Here is a 6,138-nt window from a genome sequence, read left to right as displayed (position 1 = left end):
GGATCAGCAGGTGGCGATTCTCATCTTGATTGACGCTGGTCTCTCATCCTGATTGTCGCGCGGCACCTCGGGCCGTTCGGCCTTACGGTCCGCGGCGTAGACGTAGGCCACCATCGGCGGATCACTGCCGCCCCAGGGTCGATCGTCGCGGACATAGGCCCACAGTTGCCCGGTCTTGGTGCGACGTCGCCCGGGATCGAGCACCGGGGCAGTGGTCTCGTCGGCGAAGAGCCGCTCGGCCTTGCGCAACTCCTCGAGCGTGTGATCGCGCAAGGGCCGCAGGTACCAGGCCGCCCGGCCGACCCAGTCAGCGAGCGTCGAGCGATCGAGCTTGATACCCTGGCGGGCGTAGATCTGCGCTTGCCGGTACAAGGGAAGATGATCGGCATACTTGGCGACGAGAACCTGGGCGATCAGCGCCTCGGTCGGAATGCCGCCCTCGACGATCCGCGCCGGTGCTGGCGCCTGCAAGACCGCGCCCTCGCACGAACGGCAGCCGTAGCGCGGACGCCGGGTGACAAGGACGCGGAAGGTCGTGGGAACGACGTCGCGCCGCTCGGCGACATCCTCGCCGATCGCGTGGAGCGCGCCGCCGCAGCAGGGGCAGGACTTGTCCTCGACATCGACGATCTGCTCGATGCGCTCGAGATGTGCGGGCAACGAGCCGCGGTTGGCGTTGCGCGCTCGAGCGGTGTGTTGCTGGCGGGTCGCGGCATCACGCGCCGCGCGAGCCTGGCCCAGCGCCGTCTCTATGTCCTCGAGGCCGAGCTCGAACTGATCGGGATCGAGTTGCTCGGAACGCCGGCCGAAGCGATGGCGCATGAAGGCATCGATGATCGACTGCAGCCGCTCGACCTCGGCATCGGCCTCGCCCTTGGCGAGGGTGACCTCGGCGAGCTTGCGGGACTGTTCGGGGGCGAACGCGCGGAGCGCTTCGATGTCCTCGGGAAGGTCCGCCTCTGCCAGCATGGGCGGAGTGAATCAGCGATCGCGCACCCCGTCAACCGGCGATCTGCGGCGCTTGTGGACGTCGGCCGCCATGCACGCGGCGCCAGTCCAGACCCTCGAGCAAGGCGCCTAGCTGTGCCGCGGTCAGGCGCATCACGCCGTCCTGGATCGCGGGCCAGCGGAAGCCTCCCTGCTCGAGCCTCTTGGCCATCAGACACAGCCCGGTACCGTCCCACCACACGAGCTTGATCCGGTCCGCGCGCTTCGCCCGGAAGACGTAGATTACCCCCGAGTAAGGATCGCCGCCGTACTCCTCGCCGACCAATGCGGCGAGCGCGTCGGGGCCCTTGCGGAAATCCACCGGGCGCGTTGCGACCATCACTCGCGCGCCGACGCCTGGCCCGATCACCGTGCTGACCGAAGTGCTTGAACCACGGCAGCCGCCAGATCAGCCTTGGCCGTTCGTGAGATCCGGATGACGGCGCCGTCGATCTCCACCTCGATCGCAACGTCGCCACGCCGATCGACGTCCGAAACAGCCGGCACGAACATCGGCTCAGCGTCCCTCGAGCCGGTATGCACCTCAAGTGCATAACGAAGCTCGCGGCGCCAAGTGTAGAGCTGCGAGGTCCGAATATCATGCCGCCGGGCGAGCGCGGTCAGGTTATCACAATGTCGAGCCTCAGCGACGATCGCCAGCTTCTGCTCTAGGCTCCAGGAGCGCCGGCGCCCAACCATCGCGCCGAGTACCTCGACGCGTCGAACCGGCTCCGGACTAACTCCAGTGCGGGTGTCCAGTGCGGTCTCAAGTGCTTCGTCATCCATCACCCCGCACGTCTGCCGCAATCATACTGACGCGCAAGGTGGGGTCACGACGGCGCTTACGTCGATCCCGATTACCTTGATGTCCATGTTCGACTCCATCAATTGGTTCAGCCCCACAATGTTGAGCCTGGGTCGCAAGGGGTGTCCATCACATCATGTCCGTGTGGCCCATCGCGATCCAGACCCTCGCGCCCGATGGGATCATCGCAGCGCCTTCAAGATCGCCGAAACCAGTGCGGCAGGCGCAGACGACGAAATGCGCACTTGCCGGCCTTCGCCCAGTTCGACCGTGATCGCGGCACATTGATCATGATCGGCAGGCTGCTCATCATCGGCGAGCACGGCCTGGGCGAAATTTATCTCCGGTACAGGCAAGGACGCAGCCGCCGACTTTTCGCGCAACTTGCGCCGCCATGTATAGATCAGGCTGGTCGAAACGTCGCGCCGCCGGGATACATCGGCAACGCAGGCGCCCGGCGCAAAGGCCTCGGCGAGAATCTCAAGCCGCTCCTCCTCGCTCCAACGCTGACGACGCTCCGGCCCCGTCATCACCGTGGTCTGACCCATGCTCCGCTCCTAAGCTCGCTCATACGAGCACTCTTAAGACTGGTCGTTCACTCGCCGGACAAGGCGGGCCTCTCTGGATGGGTAGTGGGATAGGGGCAACTTCTGCAAGAACTTGCTAACGCTAAAACGCCGCAATGCCAGTGACGGCTCGCCCCAGTATGAGCGCATGCACATCGTGAGCGCCTTCATAGGTGTTGACGGTTTCCAGATTCACCATGTGCCGCATGACTTGATATTCATCGCTGATGCCATTACCGCCGTGTATGTCTCGGGCATGACGCGAAATATCAAGCGATTTTCCGACATTGTTACGCTTGATGATAGAGAGCATTTCCGGCGCGAACCTGCTTTCATTCATTAGGCGGCCGACACGCAATGAGGCTTGCAACCCTAGCGCAATGTCTGTTTGCATATCGGCGAGCTTCTTTTGATAGAGTTGGTTGGCGGCAAGCGGCTTTCCAAACTGGTGTCGATCAAGCCTATATTGGCGTGCTGCGTGCATGCAATATTCTGAGGCGCCGAGCACCCCCCAGCTGATCCCATAGCGTGCGCGGTTTAGGCAATCGAAGGGTCCCTTGAGACCCTGCACCCCGGGGAGCAGGGCTTCTTCGTCAACCTCAACCTGGTCCATCACTATCATGCCGGTGGTTGAGGCGCGCAGGCTGAGTTTGCCCTTAATCTTGGGAGCGGAAAATCCCTTCAGGCCCTTTTCAAGCACAAAGCCGCAAATGGCCCCGTCATGTGCTTCGCTCTTTGCCCAGACGACAAAGACGTCGGCGAAAGGAGCATTTGAAATCCATATCTTGGTGCCGAAAGGACATAGCCACCACCAATCCTCTTCGCGATGGTGCGCATGCCCGCGGGATCGGAACCCGCATCAGGTTCTGTCAGGCCGAAGCAGCCGATCAGCGCGCCTGCGGCTAGACCAGGCAGATATTTAAGCCGCTGTTCCTCCGAGCCGAAAGCAAAAATCGGATACATGACGAGCGAGCTTTGCGCCGATGCCATTGACCGATAACCCGAATCTACGCGTTCAATCTCACGCGCGATCAGACCGTAGGAGACATAGCTAGCTCCAGCACCGCCATAATTCTGTGGAATTGTCACTCCCAGCAAGCCGGCTTGCCCCATGCGTGGAAACAGCTCTGGTGCATCGAGATCTTCGCGGTAAGCGTTGATGATCCGGGGCTGGAGTTCGCCTTGCGCGAAGCCATGCACCGAAGCACGCACCTTCGGTTCTTCTTCAGTCAGTTGATCGTCAAAGTTGAAGGGATCGCTCAAATCAAAGCGTGCCATTTCAGTCATACAATCAATTCTTCGCGTTATATTATTCAGTTCGGATGCCGTAATGGCGATGAGTTCTTCAAGCGTTGCAGCTAGACTTGTGAGTTGGGCAAAACAGACCGAAGGTGCAACAATCCAAGCAAATAACCGGCTTGCGGTTGTAGCGAGCTGAACTTCCCCCGAAGGCTATGCTGCCGAGCATAATACCAAGCTGCGCTGAGGCTGACTCACGTTGTGGGTTCCCAAAGTGATGAAAATCTGAATCTATGGAGCCCTGTATATGGAGGGCGTGACCATGGGATCAGCGATCGGTTTGCGGGCAGATTTTGATAGCTCTGCATTGAGGCGACTGGCGTGCGCGGCGAAGAGCGCGAACCAGGCGCGACGGCTGTTGGCTTTGGCGGAGATTTACTACGGCGGCAGCCGCAGTGCGGCCGCGAAGATCGGCGGGATGGGTTTGCAGATCGTGCGGGACTGGGTTGTCCGGTTCAACGCCCGCGGTCCCGATGGCCTCCTCGACGGCAAGGCGCCGGGACAACGGTCGCGGCTCAATGATGCTCAGCGGCGGGCGCTTGGCGAGACTGTCGAGCGCGGTCCGATCCCTGCGATCCATGGCGTCGTTCGCTGGCGTCTGATCGACCTAGTCCAGTGGCAGTATGAGGAATTTGCAGTCTCGCTCGATGAAACGACCGTGGGCCGCGAGCTGAAAAAGCTGGGTTACGTCAAGCTGACGGCGCGGCCCCGCCACCATGCCCAGAACGAACTTGCCATGGACGCCTTCAAAAGGGGGGCTTCGCTGCCGAGTTGGCAAAGGTCAGAACAGCCCTCCCGAAGGGCACGCCCATAGAGATATGGTTCCAGGATGAGGCGCGGGTCGGCCAAAAGAACAATATCACGCGGCGGTGGGCCAGACGGGGGACGCGGCCGTCGGCGCCGAAAGACCAGCGAACGAAATCTGCCTACATCTTCGGCGCGATCTGCCCGGAGCACGCCAAGGGAGCGGGGCTAGAGCGGTTTCCACACGAACTGACTCGATGGGGATTCCCTTCGATGCCTCGATGTGATTCAAACTTCTTGCTGGTGGCAGGAGGCCAGCATGGATGGCACGAGCTCTTTCACAGGATCTTCGGGACAGGGTTGTTGCCGCGATTGACGGCGGCTTGAGTTGTCACGCGGCGGCAGCCCGCTTCGGTGTCAGCGTGTCGAGCGCAATCCGCTGGCGACAACTTGCCTTGAAGCATGGTCAGGCTGTGGCCAGGCCACGTGGCGGTGACCGGCATTCGGGCAAGATCGAAGCGCATGGCGCCTTCATTCGGGAACTGATCGCCGAGCAAGGCGACATGACGCTAGTCGAAGTTCAGGCGCGGCTGATCGAGCGCGGTGCCTCCGTCGGGATCGGCACAGTTCATCGGTTCTTCGTGCGTCACGGGATTACGCGCAAAAAAAGACCGGGCATGCGATCGAGCAGGACCGTCCCGACGTCCTGAGGCAGCGCCAGCACTGGTTCGACGGCCAGATCGACCTCGAACCCGAGCGCCTCGTCTTCATCGACGAGACCTGGACCGCCACCAACATGACCCGCAGCCATGGCCGCTGCCCGAGGGGCGAGCGGCTGCGGATGGGCTTCCCGCACGGGCATCGCAAGACCACCACGTTGGTAGCCGGCCTTCGCATGACCGGCATGGTCGCACCGATGGTACTCGACGGGCCAATCAACGGCGACTGGTTCGAAGCCTATGTCGCGCAGGTATTGGTGCCCGAGCTACGGCCCGGTGACGTGGTCATCATGGACAATCTCTCGAGCCACAAACGGGCCGCGGTGAAGGAGAGAATCGAAGCAGTCGGCGCAACTCTGCGCTTCCTCCCGCCCTACAGCCCGGACTTCAACCCGATCGAGAAGGCCTTCTCACGGCTCAAGGCCATGCTCCGCAAGGCCGGTGAGCGCACCGTCAGCGGGCTGTGGGACATGATCGGCAAGCTCGTCGACATCTTCCAGCCCGCCGAATGCACCAACTACTTCAGATCATGCGGCTATGAACCAGAATGAATGGAAACCGCTCTAGTGCTGCCATTCTGCAATACCGAAACCATGTCGCTGCATCTGACCGAAATATCGCTCACGGTCGCCCCCGGGCGCTCACGCCGTCGTGCTGATGGATCAGGCCGGGTGGCATATGACCGGAAAGCTCGTCATACCCCACAACATTAGCATCGTCGCGCTGCCGGCGAAATGTCCCGAGTTGAACCCGGTAGAGAACATCTGGCAGTTCATGCGCGACAACTGGCTCTCCAACCGCGTCTTCACTTCCTACGACAACATCATCGACCATTGCTGCGAGGCTTGGAACAAACTCGTTGATCAGCCTTAGCACATCATGACCATCGGGCGACGCAAATGGGCCCGTGGGTCATAATCAATGCAGGTTGGTATAAGGCCATCCAGGCCGTCGAGGAAAACTGGACTGAAAGCGCTTTTGTCGAGCAGCGAAGCGGAATCGAACACCAGCGCAATGA

General features: G+C 61.3%; 5 protein-coding genes and 3 pseudogenes. 3 read left to right on the top strand and 5 right to left on the bottom strand.

Annotation, left to right across the window (positions count from 1 at the left end; translation table 11 throughout):
- Positions 1 to 69: 69 nt before the first annotated feature.
- From tnpC to IEX64_RS23720, 5 genes and pseudogenes are all read right to left on the bottom strand, one after another.
- A pseudogene (gene tnpC, locus IEX64_RS23740) lies at positions 70 to 969 on the bottom strand (IS66 family transposase); the annotation flags it as partial.
- 31 nt (positions 970 to 1,000) lie between these two features.
- Positions 1,001 to 1,327, bottom strand: coding sequence for an IS66 family insertion sequence element accessory protein TnpB (gene tnpB / locus IEX64_RS23735; RefSeq protein ID WP_146001604.1), 327 nt, complete (start codon positions 1,325 to 1,327; stop codon positions 1,001 to 1,003).
- 26 nt (positions 1,328 to 1,353) lie between these two features.
- Complete coding sequence (locus IEX64_RS23730) at positions 1,354 to 1,773, bottom strand: transposase (protein WP_099185754.1); 420 nt, start codon at positions 1,771 to 1,773, stop codon at positions 1,354 to 1,356.
- Between the two features lie 201 nt (positions 1,774 to 1,974).
- Positions 1,975 to 2,340: an IS66-like element accessory protein TnpA gene (gene tnpA / locus IEX64_RS23725; RefSeq protein WP_188823891.1), complete on the bottom strand. Its 366-nt coding sequence runs from the start codon at positions 2,338 to 2,340 to the stop codon at positions 1,975 to 1,977.
- A gap of 121 nt (positions 2,341 to 2,461) precedes the next feature.
- Positions 2,462 to 3,645 (bottom strand): annotated as a pseudogene (locus tag IEX64_RS23720) (acyl-CoA dehydrogenase).
- Between the two features lie 259 nt (positions 3,646 to 3,904).
- Between IEX64_RS23720 and IEX64_RS23715 the strand changes: the two are divergent.
- The 3 genes and pseudogenes from IEX64_RS23715 to IEX64_RS23705 all read left to right on the top strand — a co-directional run.
- Positions 3,905 to 4,471 carry a helix-turn-helix domain-containing protein gene (locus tag IEX64_RS23715; RefSeq protein WP_188823889.1) on the top strand — a complete coding sequence of 189 codons (567 nt, stop codon included), beginning with the start codon at positions 3,905 to 3,907 and terminating at the stop codon, positions 4,469 to 4,471.
- A gap of 253 nt (positions 4,472 to 4,724) precedes the next feature.
- Positions 4,725 to 5,671 (top strand): IS630 family transposase gene (locus IEX64_RS23710; RefSeq protein ID WP_188823887.1). Its coding sequence is split into 2 segments (ribosomal slippage): positions 4,725 to 5,061 and positions 5,061 to 5,671, totalling 948 coding nucleotides; the frame shifts between segments, so codons are not numbered across the junction.
- Between the two features lie 12 nt (positions 5,672 to 5,683).
- Positions 5,684 to 5,993, top strand: a pseudogene (locus tag IEX64_RS23705) (transposase); the annotation flags it as partial.
- Between the last annotated feature and the right edge of the window lie 145 nt (positions 5,994 to 6,138).

Origin of the sequence: Novosphingobium indicum (assembly GCF_014645195.1) — a bacterium.
Classification (GTDB): Bacteria; Pseudomonadota; Alphaproteobacteria; order Sphingomonadales; family Sphingomonadaceae; genus Novosphingobium; species Novosphingobium indicum.
This window is presented reverse-complemented; position numbering and strand designations above follow the sequence as displayed.

Excerpts from the sequence above, each read along its gene's own strand:
- IEX64_RS23715 (WP_188823889.1), top strand. The coding sequence starts at position 3,905 with ATGGAGGGCGTGACCATGGGATCAGCGATCGGTTTGCGGGCAGATTTT.
- IEX64_RS23730 (WP_099185754.1), bottom strand. The coding sequence starts at position 1,773 with ATGGATGACGAAGCACTTGAGACCGCACTGGACACCCGCACTGGAGTT.
- tnpA (WP_188823891.1), bottom strand. The coding sequence starts at position 2,340 with ATGGGTCAGACCACGGTGATGACGGGGCCGGAGCGTCGTCAGCGTTGG.
- tnpB (WP_146001604.1), bottom strand. The coding sequence starts at position 1,327 with ATGGTCGCAACGCGCCCGGTGGATTTCCGCAAGGGCCCCGACGCGCTC.